The organism is Streptomyces sp. NPDC049597, from assembly GCF_040675505.1.
GTDB lineage: Bacteria > Actinomycetota > Actinomycetes > Streptomycetales > Streptomycetaceae > Streptomyces.
The window spans coordinates 1-16,701 of record NZ_JBFAOY010000048.1; the positions used below are offsets into that span (position 1 = coordinate 1).

17 protein-coding genes are annotated in these 16,701 nt (G+C 71.3%); 6 read left to right on the plus strand and 11 right to left on the minus strand.

Translation table 11 applies throughout. The annotated features are described in order from the left end of the window. The first annotated feature begins 265 nt into the window (after nt 1-265). The 6 genes from AB0K02_RS31575 (at nt 266) to AB0K02_RS31600 (ending at nt 7,268) form a co-directional block, all read left to right on the plus strand. Nucleotides 266-964, plus strand: coding sequence for an IucA/IucC family C-terminal-domain containing protein (locus AB0K02_RS31575; protein WP_365996041.1), 699 nt, complete (start codon nt 266-268; stop codon nt 962-964). A 105-nt stretch (nt 965-1,069) separates the two neighbouring features. Further along, nucleotides 1,070-2,533, plus strand: coding sequence for an SDR family NAD(P)-dependent oxidoreductase (locus tag AB0K02_RS31580; protein ID WP_365996042.1), 1,464 nt, complete (start codon nt 1,070-1,072; stop codon nt 2,531-2,533). Nucleotides 2,534-2,830: 297 nt separating this feature from the next. Next, nucleotides 2,831-3,001, plus strand: coding sequence for a hypothetical protein (locus AB0K02_RS31585; RefSeq protein ID WP_365996043.1), 171 nt, complete (start codon nt 2,831-2,833; stop codon nt 2,999-3,001). A 647-nt stretch (nt 3,002-3,648) separates the two neighbouring features. Continuing rightward, a complete protein-coding gene (locus AB0K02_RS31590; protein ID WP_365996044.1) occupies nt 3,649-4,320 on the plus strand; it encodes a response regulator transcription factor in 672 nt (223 codons plus the stop codon). Nucleotides 4,321-4,409: 89 nt separating this feature from the next. After that, on the plus strand, nt 4,410-5,948 hold the full coding sequence (locus AB0K02_RS31595) for an MFS transporter (RefSeq protein WP_365996045.1): 1,539 nt from the start codon (nt 4,410-4,412) through the stop codon (nt 5,946-5,948). 84 nt (nt 5,949-6,032) lie between these two features. Beyond that, complete coding sequence (locus tag AB0K02_RS31600; protein ID WP_365996046.1) at nt 6,033-7,268, plus strand: FAD-dependent oxidoreductase; 1,236 nt, start codon at nt 6,033-6,035, stop codon at nt 7,266-7,268. A gap of 57 nt (nt 7,269-7,325) precedes the next feature. Here AB0K02_RS31600 and AB0K02_RS31605 read toward each other — a convergent pair whose 3' ends face one another. From AB0K02_RS31605 to AB0K02_RS31655, 11 genes are all read right to left on the minus strand, one after another. Next, nucleotides 7,326-7,913, minus strand: a complete 588-nt coding sequence (locus AB0K02_RS31605; RefSeq protein WP_365996047.1) for a TetR/AcrR family transcriptional regulator — start codon at nt 7,911-7,913, stop codon at nt 7,326-7,328. A 167-nt stretch (nt 7,914-8,080) separates the two neighbouring features. Next, nucleotides 8,081-9,346 carry an acyltransferase domain-containing protein gene (locus tag AB0K02_RS31610; protein ID WP_365996048.1) on the minus strand — a complete coding sequence of 422 codons (1,266 nt, stop codon included), beginning with the start codon at nt 9,344-9,346 and terminating at the stop codon, nt 8,081-8,083. Between the two features lie 11 nt (nt 9,347-9,357). Then, entirely contained in the window at nt 9,358-10,200 is an 843-nt protein-coding gene (locus AB0K02_RS31615; RefSeq protein WP_365996049.1) for a cyclase family protein, read from the minus strand. Then, nucleotides 10,197-10,754 (minus strand): isoprenylcysteine carboxylmethyltransferase family protein, encoded by a 558-nt coding sequence (locus AB0K02_RS31620; RefSeq protein ID WP_365996050.1) that lies wholly within the window; start codon nt 10,752-10,754, stop codon nt 10,197-10,199. Before AB0K02_RS31620 ends, AB0K02_RS31615 begins: the two co-directional genes overlap by 4 nt. Beyond that, the gene (locus AB0K02_RS31625) at nt 10,751-11,734 is read right to left on the minus strand and encodes a carbohydrate kinase family protein (RefSeq protein WP_365996051.1); all 984 of its coding nucleotides are present in this window, start codon (nt 11,732-11,734) and stop codon (nt 10,751-10,753) included. Before AB0K02_RS31625 ends, AB0K02_RS31620 begins: the two co-directional genes overlap by 4 nt. Before the next feature lie 127 nt (nt 11,735-11,861). Continuing rightward, on the minus strand, nt 11,862-12,317 hold the full coding sequence (locus tag AB0K02_RS31630) for an SRPBCC family protein (RefSeq protein WP_365996052.1): 456 nt from the start codon (nt 12,315-12,317) through the stop codon (nt 11,862-11,864). A 3-nt stretch (nt 12,318-12,320) separates the two neighbouring features. Further along, on the minus strand, nt 12,321-12,590 hold the full coding sequence (locus AB0K02_RS31635) for an acyl carrier protein (RefSeq protein ID WP_365996053.1): 270 nt from the start codon (nt 12,588-12,590) through the stop codon (nt 12,321-12,323). A gap of 100 nt (nt 12,591-12,690) precedes the next feature. After that, complete coding sequence (gene acpS, locus AB0K02_RS31640) at nt 12,691-13,185, minus strand: holo-ACP synthase (RefSeq protein ID WP_365996054.1); 495 nt, start codon at nt 13,183-13,185, stop codon at nt 12,691-12,693. Beyond that, nucleotides 13,164-14,405, minus strand: coding sequence for a beta-ketoacyl-[acyl-carrier-protein] synthase family protein (locus AB0K02_RS31645; protein WP_365996055.1), 1,242 nt, complete (start codon nt 14,403-14,405; stop codon nt 13,164-13,166). Before AB0K02_RS31645 ends, acpS begins: the two co-directional genes overlap by 22 nt. Next, nucleotides 14,402-15,697: a beta-ketoacyl-[acyl-carrier-protein] synthase family protein gene (locus AB0K02_RS31650; RefSeq protein WP_365996056.1), complete on the minus strand. Its 1,296-nt coding sequence runs from the start codon at nt 15,695-15,697 to the stop codon at nt 14,402-14,404. Before AB0K02_RS31650 ends, AB0K02_RS31645 begins: the two co-directional genes overlap by 4 nt. Before the next feature lie 2 nt (nt 15,698-15,699). Further along, on the minus strand, nt 15,700-16,701 hold the full coding sequence (locus tag AB0K02_RS31655; protein WP_365996057.1) for a class I SAM-dependent methyltransferase: 1,002 nt from the start codon (nt 16,699-16,701) through the stop codon (nt 15,700-15,702).

Genomic DNA, 16,701 nt, shown 5'->3' on the forward strand with positions numbered 1-16,701 from the left:
CGGTCTATTGGGCACGACGACCCCACCACCCCCTCGCGGGGGGGGGGGGGGGGGCGGGGGCCCCCCCCCCCCCCCCCCGCCGCGCGGTTTCATCCCCAGTATCCGATGTGCACCCCTGTCACGCGCGGCACGGCCGCCGACAGCCGCGTCTTCGGGACACCGGTGTCGTCCGCCGCCGCACTGCGCGACATCCTTGACGACGATCCGGTGCTGCGTCACCGGATTTTCGGCGGGCCGGAACGGGTGGGAGACAAGGGGGAGCGGCATGGATCCGACGCTGTTGGATCGGACGGCGTCCGTCGGAGGGTTCTTCGCGCTGCGCGCGGGCGGGCCGGAGCCGGGGCACCGTCCGCTCGCCGACGTGTACGCGGGCCGGAGCCCCTTGCTCGGCGACCGCGTCGACGCGGTCGCCGCCGCGCTGCGTGCGCCCGAGCGCCGCGTCGCCGCCTCGGTCGCCCACCTCGGGCTCGCCGCCCGCCTGTGGTCGGTGGCCCTCGGGTGTGCGGCGCTCCACGGCCGCGTCCCCGATCTCGACCCGGCGCTGCTGCACTGGGACCCGGCCCGCAGCGCGCCCGACGATCTGGTGCTGCGGGAGGTCCACGGGCTCCCCGCGGATGCGGCCACCGTCCGCGAGACCGTGCTGCTGCGGCACCTCGTCCCCCTCGCCGAGGCACTGCGCCGCGACACGCGTGTCTCGGCGCGGCTGCTGTGGGGCAACGCGGGCTCCGCCCTCGCGGGCGCGGTACGGGAGCTGACCGCGTGGTCGCGGCGCGCCGGGCGGCCCGAGGCGGCCGAGCGGGCGGCCTCGCTCGCGGGCGAGCTGTTCGCCGGCCCCGGGCTGTCCGGGACCGTGCACGGTCCCGCGCTGCGGCGCCGCACCTGCTGCCTGTACTACCGCTGCCCGTCGGGCGGACTGTGCGGCGACTGCGTGTTCGACCGGCCCCCGGGCCGTCGGCAGGGCTGAGGGCGGGCCCGACGTGACGCCCGTCATTTGGCCGACACCCCATCACTCAGTAAAATCGCGCTTTTGAAACTCCGGCATTCGAGTGATCGAGGAACAACACAGGCCATGACCGTCACAGAGGACAGCCCGGTATACGGACCGGGCATCGACCCCGAGCGTCTGGCCGTCTGCCTGAGCGTGCTCGAAGAGCTCGACAAGCTGGAGATCGACCACCCGGACGCCATCGCCGTGCGCCGCGCCACCGCCGGCATCTACCGGACGGTCAAGCAGCGCCGCCGCCAGGAGCGCCGGGCCGCGAAGACCGCGCACGACAGGGCCGTCACCGAGGCCACCGCCACCGGCTCCGCCGAGCGCATCGACGACGAGACGCAGGGGCTGCTGCCGTCCTCGTCCGTCGTGGGCGAGATCGCGGGCATACTCCAGCGCCCCCGTTCCTGCTACATCTGCAAGACCCGCTACGTCGAGGTCGACGCCTTCTACCACCAGCTGTGCCAGAAGTGCGCGGCCGACAACCGCGCCCGGCGGGACGCCCGCGCCGACCTGACCGGCAAGCGCGCCCTGCTCACCGGCGGCCGGGCCAAGATCGGCATGTACATCGCGCTGCGGCTGCTGCGCGACGGCGCCCACACCACCATCACCACGCGCTTCCCCAACGACGCCATCCGCCGCTTCAAGGCCATGCCGGACAGCGACGAGTGGATCCACCGGCTCAAGATCGTCGGCATCGACCTGCGCGACCCGGCGCAGGTCGTCGCCCTGGCCGACTCGGTCGCCGCCGAGGGCCCGCTCGACATCCTGATCAACAACGCGGCCCAGACCGTACGCCGCTCGCCCCAGGCGTACAGCGAGCTCGTCGCCGCCGAGTCGGCTCCGCTGCCGGCGGGCGAGCTGCCGCCCGCGCAGGTCATCGGCACGTTCGGCAGCGGCGCGGTGGACGCCGTCGCCGCCCTGCCCTCGTCCCGCGGCGAGGGCCTGAGCGCCCAGGACGTCACCGACCTCGCGCTGGTCAGCGGTTCCGCGTCCCTGGAGCGCATCGCGGCCGGCACCGCCATCGACGCCGGCGGCCTGGTCCCCGACCTGCACGACACCAACAGCTGGATCCAGACGGTCTCCGAGGTCGACCCGGTCGAGCTGCTCGAGGTGCAGCTCTGCAACTCCACCGCCCCGTTCATCCTGATCAGCAGGCTCCGCCCGGTGATGGCGGCCGCGGCGGGCCGGCGGAAGTACGTGGTGAACGTCTCCGCCATGGAGGGCGTCTTCAGCCGCGGCTACAAGGGCGCGGGCCACCCGCACACCAACATGGCCAAGGCCGCGCTCAACATGCTCACCCGCACCAGCGCGCAGGAGATGTTCGAGAGCGACCGCATCCTGATGACCGCCGTGGACACCGGCTGGATCACCGACGAGCGCCCCCACCCGGACAAGATGCGGCTGGCGGAGGAGGGCTTCCACGCCCCGCTCGACCTGGTCGACGGAGCCGCCCGCGTGTACGACCCGATCGTCCGGGGCGAGAGCGGCGAGGACCTGTTCGGCTGCTTCCTCAAGGACTACGCCCCAGCAAACTGGTAGGAAACGGGCAACTCGCCCATAGCTCCACTCTCTTCGGCCGGTGCACCAGCAGGTGCACCGGCCGTTGTCCATCTGGAAGGGGTTGTTGGCGTGAATTGGGCCGAATTACTGGCCCCATCGAGCGCGGGTCCGCTCATTTGGTTACCCTGGGGTGAACGGACGGCCTCCAAGGGATCCACAAGTCCCCTTCGGCCGTCCAGGGACAGGCTTCCAACCCGGCCGCGGTCCCGCCCGAGTTGACGGCGCCACCGCGACCCAACTGCCCTGTCCCACATACGCGACACAGAGGAGTGCGCGGTGACACGAGATGTGAAGACCGAGACGCAACCGTCGGAGCGCCCCGGCGAACGGGCCGGCAAGGCCGAAGAGATCCGCAACCTCGAGGTCTGGGCCCGGTCGGCCCCGATCCGACTGGCCGGTTACGAGGACGACCTCGCCGAGCCGCACATCCTGCCCGGCATCGACTAGGCAGGTCCCGGCGCCGACCGGGAATCACCGGATACGGCCCCGTCCCGGCAACCGCAGGCGCCCGATCCGCGTTTCACCACCCGTGCCCCCTGCCCGCCCCGGCAGGGGGCACGGGCATGTCCGCGGCCGTCGGTCCGCGCCCGAAGGCCGGAGACCGGCGCGGGTGGGCCCGCGCGGGACGGGCGTATACGGGGGCGACCCGCGGCGCGCTCCGCGAGGGCCGGTGGGAGTGGGGCGGTGAGGGAGGGGCGGTGCGCCGGGCCGGGACTCGCCGTGGGCGTGTGGGCTGCGCCAATACCGAGGAGCTACTGGGGGAATTGTTGAGTTTGCCCCAACGGGCGGATCCTTAAACGCCGTTCATGATGATCGGCCGGGAGTAGGCTCGTGAACCGTGGCGCCAAGGGGGGCACGGTGTGACGGGTGCGGCAAATTGCGTGACATCGGAATGGTGAATTCAGCTTTTCGCCGGCAGCCCCTTCTGAAACAACTTGAAGACTTTCCGTCCGCGCGTTCCGCGGCTGGGTAGGATGCGAGATCGCCGCAGGTTGTTTCGCTGTCGAAGCGACCGCGGTCTCGGGGGAGAGGGGCTTACAGGTGTGTCCTCGTCCCGTCGATCCGTTTTCTGGTAACGAACCTAGGGATCGCCGATGGTATTGATACGAGTCCTCCTGGTCGACAGCGAGCAGCTCGTGCTCGAAGGTTTGGGAAAGTTACTCGACAGTTTTGGCGAGTTCACGGTGGTGTCCACGGCAGTGGACGGCGCCTCGGCGCTGCGGGCGCTGCGGGCTCACCGGCCCCACATCGTGGTGACGGGCCTGAACATCGCGGGCGCCGGCGGCACGCATGCCGCGCGCCTGATCCGCAACGATTCGGAGCACGTCCGGATCGTCATCCTGAGCTCGCATCAGCAGCCCGTCTTCATGCGGGAGGCGTTCGTGGCGGGGGCCAACGCCTACGTGTCACGCAGGATCAGCGCCGAGGAGTTGCGCCAGACGCTGCTCGCGGTGCACCGGGACGGCGCGGCCCTGTCGGGGGCGGCGGCCGGGCTGATCCTGCAGATCGCCTCGGGGCAACGGCCGGAGCAAGGCCCGCTGTCCCACCTGACGGGCCGTGAGCGGCAGATCCTGACGCTCGTGGCCGACGACCACGACACGGGGCACATCGCCAAGCACCTCGGGATCAGCCCGAAGACGGTGCGCAACTACCTCAGCCGGATCTACGCCAAGCTGGGCACGCCCAACCGCGTCCAGACCACCCTCTACGCCAAGCGGTTCCTGGGCCGGCAGTGGCACGTGGACGGGGTGCCGGCCGAGATGTGAGCCCTGGCCGGGCATTCCTTGCACCCCTCTGGAGAATTCCGCTACGCTACTCGTAGCGTATTTGAATGATCATGATCAGAGGAGCGCTCATGCCCGGCAACCGTTGGTGGACCCTCGTCCTGGTCTGCGTCGGCAGCTTCATGCTGCTGCTCGACGTCACCATCGTGAACATCGCCCTGCCGGACATCGAGGAGGCACTGGACGCCTCGCTCTCCGACCTGCAGTGGGTGGTCGCTGCCTACGCGGTGGCCCTGTCGGCAGCCCTGCTGACCGCGGGGTCGCTGGCGGACCGGTTCGGCCGGCGGGCGGTGTTCTCGATAGGCATGGCGTTGTTCACGATCGCGTCCCTGCTGTGCGGTGTGGCGGGCGACCCGCTGTTCCTGAACATCGCCCGGGTCCTGCAGGGCCTCGGTGGGGCGGCTCTGCTCGCCACCTCACTGGCCCTGCTCGCCGCCGCGTACCCGGGCAACAAGGACCGCCACATCGCGCTCGCCGTATGGGGCGCGGTCAGCGGCATGGCCCTCGCGATCGGGCCGCTCGCGGGCGGTGTCCTGGTGGAGGCCATCGGCTGGCGGTGGATCTTCCTCATCAACCTGCCCATCGGCGTGCTGGCCCTGGTGGGGGCGCTCACCCGCATGTCGGAGTCCCGAGCCCAGATGTCGGGGCCTGTCGACTGGCCGGGATTCGTCACGCTCAGCACCGCTCTCGGCTCACTGTCCTTCGCGCTGCTGCGGGCCAACGAGGCGGGATGGAGCAGCACGCAGGTCGTGACGGCGTTCATCGTCGCCGCCGTGGCCCTCGCGCTGTTCGTGTGGGTCGAACGCACCCGGAGCAACCCCATGCTGCCCGGTGCGGTCTTCGGGAAGATCACGACCACGGGCGCCAGTCTCGGTGTGCTGGCGATGAGCTCCACGGCCTTCGCGCTGTTGCTCTACCTCACGCTCTATCTGCAGACGGTGCTCCGTCACGAGCCGCTGGAGGCGGGCCTGCGGCTGTTGCCGCTCACCCTGTCCATCTTCGTCGCGTCGGCCCTCGCCGCCCGGCTCGGCTCCGTCGCGCCCGCCCGCTGGCTGGTGTCCGCGGGCCTCGCGCTGATCGGCGTGGGCCTGCTGCTGATGAGCGGACTGGAGCCGTCCGACGACTGGACGGGCCTGCTGGCCGGTCAGCTGGTCACGGGCCTCGGCGTCGGACTCGTCAATCCCAACGTGGTGGCAGCGGCACTCGGAGCCGTGGACTCCGAGCGGTCCGGTGTCGCCTCCGGCCTGAACAACACCTTCCGCTCCCTCGGCATCGCCCTCGGAGTCGCCGTCATGGGCGCCGTGTTCGCCGACAAGGTCAAGAGCTCCGTGTCCGACGCGCTGGCCGGCACCCCGCTCGCGGACCGCGCCGACGGACTCGCCCACGCCGTGGCATCCGGACAGATAGGCAAGGCCATCACCGGGCTTCCGCCCCAGGAGCGCGGCATCTTCGCGCAGACGGCCCAGAGCGGCTTCATCGACGGGCTGAACTCCATCCTCGTCTTCGCTGCCGCTGTCGCCTTCATCGGCGCACTGGCGGTCATTCCGCTCATCCGCAGCCGCGACATCGTCGTCGGCGACGAGCCGGTGCCCGTCGCCGCAGGCCACTGAACGTCCCGCTGCTGCGTGTGTCCAGGCCGCCCCGGGGTGACCGGGGCGGACTCCCCACCCCTCCCCAACACAGGAGTCATCGCGGTGCACACCGAATACACCCGCTGCGTCGTCGTGGGCGGCGGTCCGGCCGGCATGATGGCAGGCTTACTGCTCGCCAGGCAGGGCGTCGAGGTCGTCGTCCTGGAGAAACACGGCGACTTCTTGCGGGACTTCCGCGGGGACACCGTCCACCCGTCGACGCTGCGGCTGATGGAGGAGCTCGGTCTGATCCATGAGTTCCTGGAACTGCCGCACAGCAGGGTGACCACCATCAGCGTGGAAACCCCGGCCGGGCGTACCGACTTCGCGGACTTCTCCAAGATCGGCGGGAACTACCCGTACATCGCCTTCATGCCGCAGTGGGACGTCCTCGACTTCCTGGCCAGGAAGGCCAAGCAGTACCCTGGCTTCCGGCTGATCCAGAACGCGGAGGCCACCGAACTCGTCCGAGAGGGCGGTGAAGTCCTCGGCGTGCGGGCGACGACCCCGCAAGGACCGCTGGAGCTGCGCGCGGACGTCGTGATCGCCGCCGACGGCCGGCACTCGGCCATGCGCTCGTCCGCCGGCCTCCAGCCGGCCGTCAGCCAGGCGCCGATGGACGTGCTGTGGTTCCGGCTCAGCCGGAAGCCGGACGAACGGCTGACGTTCCTGCACACCGCACAGGGCTTCGTGCTCATCACCATCGACCGCGGGACCTACTGGCAGATGGCCTATGTCATCCCGCAGGGCGCCTACGAGACGGTGCAGGCGGAGGGGATCGAGCGCCTCCGCGCCGACGTGGGTGCCGTCGGCGAAGGGCTCGGAGCGCGGATGGAGGAGGAGATCCGCAGCTGGGACGACGTGAAGCTGCTCACCGTACGCGTGGACCGGCTGCGCACCTGGCACCGGCCGGGACTGCTGTGCATCGGCGACGCCGCACACGCGATGTCCCCCGCCGGCGGCGTGGGCATCAACCTCGCGGTACAGGACGCCGTCGCCGCCGCGCGCATCCTGGGACCGGTGCTGCGCGCCGGCCGGGCGCCGAGCCGACAGGACCTCAACAAGGTGCAGAAGCGGCGTGAGCTGCCCGTACGGGCCGTGCAGCTGGCCCAGGTCCATATGCTCGCCGACCTGTATCCCAAGGACCGGCAGGCGACCGTGGAGCGTCCGCTCGCCGCCCGGATCGTGCGCCGCTTCCCGTTCCTCAACCGCTGGACGGCCTGGTTCATCGGCGTCGGCCTGCGCTCCGAGCACATCGGGAAGGCGGCGAAGGCAGGCGCGGTCGGGGCCACCGGATGAACATCTGACGCTGTCGACCACCCGCACCGCCGGACCGTGTCCGGCGGTGCGGGGGCGTCAGGCCCTGATGGCCGGCCAGAGGGTGTCGAGCACCGTGTCCGCCCAGTCCGCGGGCACGGTTCCCTGCATGGCGGAGCGGGCGATGAACGACCCCGCCAACATGCTGACCACCGTCGGGCCGTCGATGCCGGGCCTCAGATCGCCCGCGGCGATGCCGTCTCCGAGCGCCTGCACCAGCACATCGATCCGTGGCTGGAGAACGCTCTCACGGAACGCCAGGGAGAATTCGGGGTCGTCGTCACCGCGCAGAAGAGCCGCCACGGCGCGAATGCCCACCACCTCTTCCAGGCCGTGCCGGAATTGACCGAGGAGGAAAGCGAGACGGTCTCTGGTGGAGAGGGCGGCGGGTGGTTCAGGAATTCCCTCGACGAAGTCCAGGGAGGCGCGGAGCAATTCGTAACGGTTGCGATACCGGCGGTAGATGGTGGTTTTCGCGCAACCGGAAGTGAGCGCGACCGCTTCCATGGTCACGCCCTGAGGGCCCCGCTCGCGCAGCAGCTGAAGCGCGGAACCGACAATTATCCGCGAAACGTCTTCACTGCGCGGCCTGCCGGGGGCCGATCGTGTATTTCTTTCCTGGCTCATCAGCGGTAAGTGTAGCGCCGGACCCACTGATTGAAGCGGGCGGATCCCTTTTCCGTCCAAGGGCAATCCGGCGGCAGAACTCCTGCCGCCGGACCGCCCTCGGAAACCCGGAAGTCCCTGTCGCCGGCGGAAACCTCGTACCGCCGGCGGAGACGCGCGCACCGCCGTCAGAGACGTATGGGCACGCCCGCCGTGAACAGCCGCCCGAGCGCTCGCAGCATCGCCTCCGCGCCGTCGGCACTGCGGCCTATCGAGGCCAGCCACAGTCGCTCGCCGCCGCCGGCCAGAGCCCGTGGCCCGATGCCGGTGAGCGCCCGGCCCGGCCCGGCCTCGATGTACACCGTGGTGCCCAGCGCGTCCAGCGTCCGCATGCCGTCGAGGAAACGCACCGGCCCGCGCTGATGGGCGCTCCAGTGCGCCGGATCGGCGAGCACCTCCTGACCGGCAGGCCTTCCGGTCACTGTCGAGACCATCGGAATCGTCGGCGCCGAGGCCGGCACCTGGGCGGCGGCGGCCCGCAACTCGTCGAGGAACGGCTCCTGGAGGGGCGAGTGCAACCCCTGGGGAACCGGGAGGGCCGACGTCCGGATGCCCAGAGCCGCCAGCCGCTCCGTCACCACCGCCAGCTCGGCGGCGGACCCCGAGAGGGAGACGTCACCGGCGGAGAGGACGGCGGCCACACCGACCCGGGAGGCCTGCGGCCCGAGCTCGGCGAGCACCTCGAGCACCTGCTTCTCGGCGGCACCCACGACGCACATCGCTCCGTCGCCGACCTGTTCGGCGAGCGTCGTCTCCGCGGCCAGCAGCGCGATGGCGTCCTCGGCCGTGAGCGCACCGGCCACATGCGCGGCCAGGTACTCGCCGGAGCTGAAACCGAGAACGGCGTCCGGCTCCACGCCCCGGTCGCGCCACAACGCGGTCAGGGCGCAGCCGACCGCGAAGGTCGTCAGCGCGGCGTGCGGAAGGCGGTGGATACCGGGCCCCGCCGAGGCGTCCGCGTCGAGCAGCTCGACCAGGGGCATCGCGAGGTAGGGGGCGGCGGCGTCCGCGCAGCGGTCGAACGTCTTGCGGTAGACGGGCTCCGACCGGTACAGGTCCATGCCCATGCCGGGGAACTGCGCGCCCTGGCCGCTGCACAGCAGCGCGATGCGAGGCCGTGCGCCCGGGGCGGCGAACCCCGTCGACACCTCACGGACGTGGTCACCGGCCAGATGGGCGGCGAGCCGGCCGGCGATCTCGGCGGAGCTGTGCCCGGTCACCGCGATGCGGTGGCCGGCCGCGGCGCCGGCGGCAGTCAGGGCGTCGGCGCACAGCGACCGCGGCGAACGGTCGCCGAGGCGCCCGAGCAGTGCCACGGTGTCGCGGGCCAGTTCGGCGAGATCCGCCACGGTGGGCGCTGCGAGAGGCAGCAGGAATGCGGGACGGTCGGTCACGGGAAACTCCTTCAGCTGTCGGTGCGCGCGACCGCGCGGCACCATGCAGCCCCCGCGTCGGCCAGCGCGATGGGGAACGCCATGAACGTGAACGGCCCCTCGGGCACGTTGCGCAGTCCGCCGAGCCCCTCGATCTGGATGAACTCCCGCTCCCGGCCGTGCATATGAGCGGGCCACAGTGCCGAGGAGTCCCGCGTGCCGAAGAACTTCTCGACCATGGCCCGGGCCGGTCCGTCGAAGCTCCAGCAGTCGGTCCCCAGCACCTTCACCCCCAGGTCGAGAAGATGGTCCACGGCACCCGGCGAGATCGCCGTGGACTCGGTGTAGTAGGCGGGAGACCCCAGCCGCAGATCGGAGTCGGTGCGGAAGAGCACCACGGTCCCCGGGCCCGGCTGCGCACCGGAACGCCGCAGCCCCTCCTTCACGTCCCGTTCGGTGACCGTGCCCTGGCATTCGCGCACGTCGAGGACGATCCCGGGGCCGCAGAACCACTCCAGGGGCAGGTCCATGACCTTCTTCGCGGGCTTGCCCTCGCACGTCGGGCCGTAGTGGAAGGGCGCGTCCACATGAGTGCCCTGGTGCACGGACATCCGGTAGAACTCGTTGGACAGGAAGCACCCGCCCGGCACGTCCTGTTCACGCAGCCTGCGGCTGCCGGAGAGCCAGCGCAGATAGTTCACGATCCGGTCGCGGCGGCTGTCGCCGGGCAGCGCACGGATGCGGCGTGAGAGGATGCCGATGCCTTCCCGGTGGAGCCACTGCTCGAACTGCACGCCGGGAGCCCGACGGCGCACCGGAATGCTCAGGTCGGTGTAGACGGGGCCGGATCCGCTGCTGTTCGTCGTCACGTTCATGCCTCGCTCGTAGGGGTGTCGCTCGCGGGAAGTCGGGTGGGTGCACCGGCGGCGGCACCGCGGGCGGCGCGCCCGGGACGGGGGAAGGGGAGCCAGGCCGGAACGGAGCGCCGGTAGCGGGCGTACTCGTCGCCGAAGGCCTCCAGCAGACTTGGTTCCTCGACGCGGGCGGCGGCCACGTACGACACGGTGAGGACGACAGCGGCCCAGCCGACGACGGACAGGGCCTGCCACAGCAGGCTCTCGCCGAGCAGCAGCAGCGTCATCCCGCCCGCCATCGGGTTTCTGACGATCCGGTACCAGCCGTTCGTCACCAGGTAGTCGGGGGGCAGGTCGCCCAGCGGTGTGCCCTGGCGCAGGTAGACCCGGTCCACCGCGTCCGCCGTCATCCAGGCCCCCAGCAGCACCAGCAGGGTTCCGGCGGTGACGGTGGCGGCAAGCGGCAGCGGTGCCGTCGGCCCGGCGAGCCAGAGTCCGAGGGCCGTGGGGATGATCCCCGCGACCACGAAGGGCACGGCCAGCGGGCCGGGGCGCAGGGTCCGGACGCCGCTCATGCGGCACCTGCCACGGCCAGAGCACCGGCCGTGGCGGGCCCGTCGCCGTAGACCGCACGAACCCGGTCCGCAAGGCTCGTCGCCCGTGGTCCGTACTCCTGTGTCCCGACGGTCTCCAGGGCCAGGGACGCGAGGACGCAGCCGAGGCGGCAGGCGTCTTCGAGCGTCAGCCCGCGCGCGATGCCGGCGAGCATTCCGGCGCGCAGCGCGTCGCCCGCACCGGTGACGTCGACCGGTACGACGTCCGGGACGGCCGGGACCACGCGCGGTTCACGGCCGTCGCGTTCGAGCAGCACACCGTCCGCGCCGAGGGTGGTCACCCAGGTCCCGACCTGGTCGAGGATGCGCCGGGCGCTCCAGCCCGTGCGCTCCTGCAGCAGCCGGGCCTCGTACTCGTTGGTGAACAGATAGCGGGCGCCGCCGATCAGGAACTGGACGTCGGCCCGGCTCATCGCGGCGATCTGCTGCGACGGGTCGGCGGCGAAGGGCAGCCCCGCCGCCCGGCACTCCTCGGTGTGCCGCAGCATCGCGTCCGGAGTGTCGGGCGAGAGGACCACCAGATCGAGGCCTCCGGCGCGTTCGGCGACCGCCTCGATCGAGACGTCGGCGGCGGCACGCATGGCGCCGGCGTGGAAGGAGCCGATCTGGTTCTGGTCGGCGTCGGTCGTGCAGACGAACCGGGCGGTGTACTCGTCCGGCACGACGACCACCGAACCGGTGTCCACACCGTGCTGCTCCAGCCAGGCCCGGTAGTCGTCGAAGTCCGCGCCTGCCGCGCCCACCAGCAGGGGCGTCAGCCCGAGGACACCGAGGCCGAAGGCGATGTTGGCGCCTGCCCCGCCGCGGCGGATGTCGATCCGGTCCACGAGGAACGACAGCGAGAGCACACGCAGCCGGTCCGCGACGAGCTGCTCCGAGAAGCGGCCCGGGAAATGCATCAGATGGTCCGTCGCGATCGATCCGGAGACGGCGATACGCATGGCGGTCTGCCTCCTGGCGGCAAGAAGGGGATCGGCGGCCCGCGATCGGGCCGCGGTGGGCACGGCCGCTCCCGCCCGCGGGGGAGGGGGCGGGAGCGGCCGCGGGTCCTTGGGGGTTGTCCGCGGGTCAGGCGGCCTTCACGGCACCCGACTCGATCTTTTCCTTGATGCGGACCTGGTTCTCCCGGGTGTGCGTGTTCATGCGCTCCAGGACGGTGGGCAGCGGGACGGTGAAGTTCTCGTCCAGCTCGAAGTCCTGGATCCAGGTCATCCGCGTACCGCCGGAGACCGGGGTGCAGGTCCACTTCAGATGCATGTACGCGAACGGGAACAGCGGATCCCGGCGCTCGGCGATCGCGACGAGCTCACGGTGGTCGATCAGCCGCCACGAACGCCAGCTGTTCCCCTCCTCGTTGGTCAGCTCGAAGACGATCTCCGTCCAGCGGCCCTCGCGCTCCTGGGAGACGACGACGGCCTTGTGGTACTCGTTGAAGATCTCCGGCCAGCGCGCGATGTCGTTCGTGATGTCGAAGACGTCACGGGCGTCCGCCGCGATGTCGATGCTGTTCTCGATCCTGGGCATGCCTCATCCCTCCGTCGCGGCGACGCCGGCGGGAACGGCCGCACGCAGCCGCTCCACACAGCCGATGAGGTCGGCGACCGTCGCGAAACCGCCCTCGGCGTCCGCGTCGATCGAGATCCTGAAGTGCTCCTCCAGGGCGACGACGATCTCCACCATCTCGGTCGAGTCGATGTCGAGGTCCTCCGCCAGCCGTGCGCCGTCGGTGAGTTCGCTCTCCTGGAACCCGACGCCGCACATGACCGCGACGACTTCCCGGCGTATCTCCGTGTCCATGGGTCCTTCCATTCCTTCGATCGCTTCACTGACCGGGCTGATGCCCTACGGCCCGAGGGGGGACCGGCGGACGGGCCGCAGCCGCCCGCCCGCCGGAGACTCAGTCGCTCGCCAGGGCCACGGCGACAGCCACACCGCCTTCGTGGGTGATGCTCAGGTGCAGGCGTGACAGCCCCGCCATCCGGAACGCCTCCTCGGCGCGCCCGGAGAGCTCGGGCAGCGGCTCTCCCGAACTGCCGCGCATGATCTGCACGTCGTGCCAGCCCGCCCGGGTGCCGTAACCGGTCAGGGTCTTGCGGACCGCCTCCTTGGCGGCGAGCCGGCCGGCGACGAAGTTCAGCCGGTATCCGGCCGCCGCACCCGCGCACAGGCCGCGTTCGGCCGGGGTGAGCAGCCGGGCCACGAGGCGGTCACCGCGCCTGGCCACGAGGGACTCCAGACGGGTCACGTCCACCACGTCGATCCCGACTGCCCGGACGCCGGTGGACCGCAGGGCCTCCGGCGGCCGCGGCGGCTTGGGAATGCTCCAGGGATTCGCGATCCGGCGGGCCACCTCGTCCGCGACCGACACGGTCAGCTCCGCAACAGCAGACATGCGTTGACTCCCCCCAGGCCGCGCGAGACGACCAGCGTGTGCCCCATGCCCTTCGCGGGACGTGCCCCGCCTCGCACGAAGTCGAGGTCGATGCCCGGCGCGGGGCGGTCCAGGTTCGGCGTCGGCGGGATCAGCCCCTCGCGCATGGAGTTCAGCGCGATCACGGCGTCCGCGGGGGCCGCGGCACCCAGCAGATGACCGAAGCCCGCCTTGGGCGCGGTGACCGGGAGCCCGTCGGCCGCGGTGCCGAACGCCTCGTGCAGCGCGTACCCCTCGGTCACGTCCTCGAAGGGGACTCCCGCTCCATGGGCGAACACGGCGCCGAGGTCGGCCACCGTGACACCGGCCTGCTCGACGGCGGCCGTCATCGCGCGGCCCAGCACCTGACCGGTCGGCTCGACCGTGTAGTACGGCATGTAGCCGTCGGTGCTGACACCCCAGCCGGCGAGCTCACCGAGGACGGTGGCGCCGCGCGCCTCGGCCGTCTCGCGCCGCTCCATGATCAGGAAGACGGCTCCCTCGGCGAAGACGCTGCCCCCGTGCCCGGCGTCGAAGGGACGGTAGAGCTCGTGCGGCTCCAGGCTGCTCCGGCTCTTCGCGCCGAGACCGCTGGTCTCCAGGCACAGCCAGCCGTACGGCGACAGGGGCGCCTCGACTCCGCCGGCGATGACCATGTCGGCCTGCCCGCGCAGCAACGACTGGGCGGCGCCGATCAGGGCGTACGCACCGCTCGCCCGGTCGGCCACGAAGGTCCGCGCGGGACCCTTGATGCCCTGGTCGATGCAGATGTTGCCCTGCGGGGCGGCCGGGAACCAGGCCGTCGCCTGGTAAGGACTCACGGCCCGGGGTCCGTCGGTCCACAGCTTGCGCAGTTCCCGCTCGGCGAACTCCCAGCCGCCGAGGACGTTTCCGACCATGACGCCCGTGCGCTCCGGCGCGACGTCCTCGCCGATCGTGATACCCGCGTCGGTGAGCGCGTCGCGCACGGCGTGCACCGCCAGGTGCGTGAAGCGGTCGGTGCGCTTCACGAACCGGGGGGGCAGATGCTCGGCGGCCGTGAAGTCGGCCTGTCCGGCGGCCTGGCACGCGTAGTCGGACGCGTCGAACCGGTCGATGGCGGTGACCTTGGAGCGCCCGTCCCGGGCGTCCGCCCAGACTGCTTCCGCACCGGTGCCGGCCGGGGTGACCGCGCCGATGCCTGTGATGACGATCCCGTTCACCGGGAGACCTCCTCGGATGCCTCGGGAACCGCACGTGTGACCATGGCCGCGTGGAGTCCGGCGAAACCGCTCGCGTCCTTCAGGACGGCGTCGCCGTGCCACGGCCTGCCGGTACCGGGCACGTAGTCCAGGTCGCAGGTGGGGTCGGGGTTCTCGTAGTTGGCGGTGGGGTGGACGAACGACCGGCGGTGGGCCAGGGCGCAGATGACGATCTCCATGGCGCTCGCGGCCGAAAGGGCGTGCCCCAGCATCGACTTGGCGGAGTTGACCGGGATCTGGCGGGCGCGCTCGCCGAGGGCGAGCTTGAGGGCGCTGGTCTCGCAGGTGTCGTTCTGCGGGGTGGAGCTGCCGTGCGAGCTGACGTGGTCGATGTCCTCGGGCCGGACCCCCGCGTACTCCATCGCCTGGGTCATGGCACGCGTCAGATCGGCGCCGTCCGAGAGCAGGTCGGTCATGTGCACGGCGTTGGAGGTGTGGGAGAAACCGGCGATCTCCATGTAGGGAGTGGCGCCGCGGCGCAGCGCGTGCTCCTTCTCCTCCAGGACCACGATGCCGCAGCCCTCGCCGAGCACGAACCCGTCCCGGTTCGCGTCGTACGGCCGGGAGGCGGCCTCGGGGCGGTCCCGGTACGCCTGGGACAGGCAGCTGATGATCTCGAACGAGGCGACGGTGACCGGGGTGATGGGGGCCTCGCTGGCGCCCGCGATCATCACGTCGGCCTCGCCGTGCCGGATGGCCTCGAAGGCGTGACCCACGGCATCGATACCGCCGATGCAGCCCGTCGACAGGGTCACGCACGGGCCCTGTGCGGCAAGGAGCGCGGAGAGCACCACACCCGGCGTGTTGGACATGGACGCCAGGTAGAGACCCCGGCCGGCCAATGAGGGATCGATGGGCTTGCGTCCCCGGTCGGTGACGGCGAGGAACTCCTCCTCCATGCGCGGGGTGCCGCAAATGGCTGTCGAGAGGGATATGCCCGCGCGGTCGGGGGCATAGCTCCCGCTCTCGAGTCCGGCGTCACGCAGCGCCTGGAGCGCGGCCGCGACGGCGAATTGGGAATACCGGTCCAGGCGCTGCACCTCGGGCGGCAGCGACGGCAGATGGTCCTCGAAATCCGGTACTTCCGCGATGGCGTCGGAAACGAATGAGAAGTTCTTGAAGAGATCCGAGACCGTGATCTCGGACAACGACTTGGTGACGCTCTTCCCCGCTGACACGACGTCCCACAGGGCCTCTGTACCGACGCCGGCCGGACTGACCACTCCCAGTCCGGTGACCACTACTTCTCGCATGTCTATCGCCTCTGTCCTGTCAGGGCCGTGACCAGCCCCCGTGTGACGGTCTGTTTCGGCAGGAGTCCGGACTGCTCCATCGCAGTGCGGCAGTCGGCAGGGTCGCGCAGCCCGCCGTGACGGGTGTTCACCAGCAGGCTCAGATCGAGCATCGCCCGCGGCAGGGGAGGACCGCCGGGGTCGGCCCGCATGATGTCGGCGTACACGAACGTCCCGCCGTCCCGCAGCATCCGGGCGCATGCGGCGATCATCCGGGCCGTCTCCTCCGGCCCCGCGAAGCGGCCGGCATGCGCCATCACCACGGTGTCGAACGAGCCGTCCGCAAACGGCTGCCGCGGCCCGAAGTCCCCTGGGACGAAGGCGAACCGATCCGCCACTCCGGCCTGGACGGCATGCCGCCTGGCGACCGCCAGCAGCCCGGGGGTGTCGTGCGCGGTCACCTCGGCGGCCGGGTCGGCGGCGAGCGCGATGCCCCACTCGCCGCTGCCCGCGGTGTAGTCGAGGACCCGGCCGGCCGGGCGGAGCCCGAGCTCGGCCACGACGGCCTCGGCCATCGGCGCCGCCAGCGGGTGGGCCCCGGCGAACATGCCCGGGTGCAGGTCCCGTTCACGCGGCGGACCGAGCCGGTTGCCGCGGACACCGGTGCGCACGGCGTCGGTGAGCCGGCCCCAGTTGTCCCACTGCTCCAGCACCTCGGTGAAGTGCTCGCCCAGGTGGCCCGGCCGGCCCGGCACCAGATACTCCTCGGCCAGGGCCGTCAGCCGCCTGCCGCTGTCGTCGTCGCCGGTGACGAGGCCGAGGTCGGCCAGGGCGTCCAGCAGACGGGTGAGCGCGACGGTGTCGCAGCCCAGGGCCGATGCGAGCGTCCCGGCCGGCCTCGGGCCACCGGCGAGTTCGGTGAACACGCCCAGTTCGACGGCCGTGCCGAGCACCCGGGCGCGGGCGAATCCGAAGTTCAGCGCGAGCAGGGGCCCGGGGTCCGGACGCTGAGTGTCGCGTGTCAC